The sequence below is a fragment of the Fibrobacter sp. genome (assembly GCA_024398965.1).
Classification (GTDB): Bacteria; Fibrobacterota; Fibrobacteria; order Fibrobacterales; family Fibrobacteraceae; genus Fibrobacter.
In genome coordinates this window covers 1-1510 of sequence record JAKSIF010000138.1, presented here as the reverse complement: position 1 = coordinate 1510, position 1510 = coordinate 1, and the positions used below count along the sequence as shown (strand labels likewise).

The window sequence follows — 1510 nt, the reverse complement described above, 5'->3', positions numbered from 1 at the left end:
CCATGATTCACTCGAGCACCTGAGGATTCTCTCCTCACCCACCTGTGTCGGTTTATGGTACGGGCTGATGCCAGATTAACGATAGAAGATTTTCTCGGGAGTCTGCTTACCATCTCTATCACCTCGCCCGAAGGCTCGGTGTACTGTCAGATCTCGTCACGCTCCAGCTCTTAACCTGAGCGTTTAACTACCTCCTTCAACCGGCTATTCCGTCAGCCGGCGGATGTGTCACTTCTCCGTCTCTCCTTCTCTCTAACATCAGGTAATGGAATATTAACCATTTCTCCATCATCTTCGCCTGTCGGCTTCGACTTAGGTCCCGACTAACCCTGATCCGATTAACGTTGTTCAGGAAACCTTGGGTTTTCGGTGTGCGGGTTTCCCGCCCGCATTATCGTTACTTATGCCTACATCTTCTTTTCCAGCCGCTCCAGCAAGCCTCACAGCTCACCTTCGCAGCCGACTGGAATGCTCCCCTACCACTCTTTCGAGTCCATAGTTTCGGCAGTGGTCTTGATGCCCGATTATTATCCATGCAGCGTCGCTCGACTAGTGAGCTGTTACGCACTCTTTAAATGAATAGCTGCTTCCAAGCTAACATCCTAGCTGTCTCTGCGATGCCACTCCGTTCTGTAAACTTAAACCACGTTTTGGGGCCTTAACTGTTGGTCTGGGCTGTTTCCCTTTTGCCGCCGGACATTAGCACCCAACGACTCACTCCCAATCATCACTTTGCGGCATTCTTAGTTTGTCAGGATTTGATAGGCGATGAAGCCCTCGCATCCTATCAGTAGCTTTACCTCCACAAAGCTAAATCGAGGCTGTCCCTAAAGACATTTCGGGGAGTACGAGCTATCTCCCAGTTTGATTAGCCTTTCACCCCTACCCTCAACTCATCCAAGTCCTTTTCAACGGAAACTAGTTCGGTCCTCCAGTGCCTGTTACGGCACCTTCAACCTGGTCAAGGGTAGATCACTAGGTTTCGCGTCTGTTCCATCCGACTGAACGCCCTGTTCAGACTCGCTCTCGCTTCGGCTCACGTTCCTGAAGAACTTAACCTCGCCGGACAGAAACAACTCGTAGGCTCATTATCCAAAAGGCACGCCGTCGCTTTCGCTCCGACCGCTTGTAAACGAACGGTTTCAGGTTCTTTTGCACTCCCCTGTTCGGGGTTCTTTTCACCTTTCCCTCACGGTACTGTTCTCTATCGGTCTTCTATGAGTATTTAGCCTTGCGGGATGGTCCCCGCGAATTCAGACAGGATTCTTCGTGTCCCGCCCTACTCAGGATTCCGCTACAGATTACCAAACTTGCCTGTACGGGATTGTCACCCTCTTCGATGAGACTTTCCAGACTCTTCCAGTTCATTTGATAACCCGATGTCGCGGTCCTATGACCCCGGCCTTGCCGTAACAAGACCGGTTTAGGCTCTTTCCATTTCGCTCGCCACTACTTTGGAAATCGATGTTTCTTTCTCTTCCTGCAGGTACTAAGATGTTTCAGTTCCCTG

1 rRNA gene is annotated in these 1510 nt (G+C 50.7%); it reads right to left on the bottom strand.

The annotated features are described in order from the left end of the window. A 23S ribosomal RNA gene (locus MJZ26_15130) occupies positions 1–1510 on the bottom strand; the annotation flags it as partial.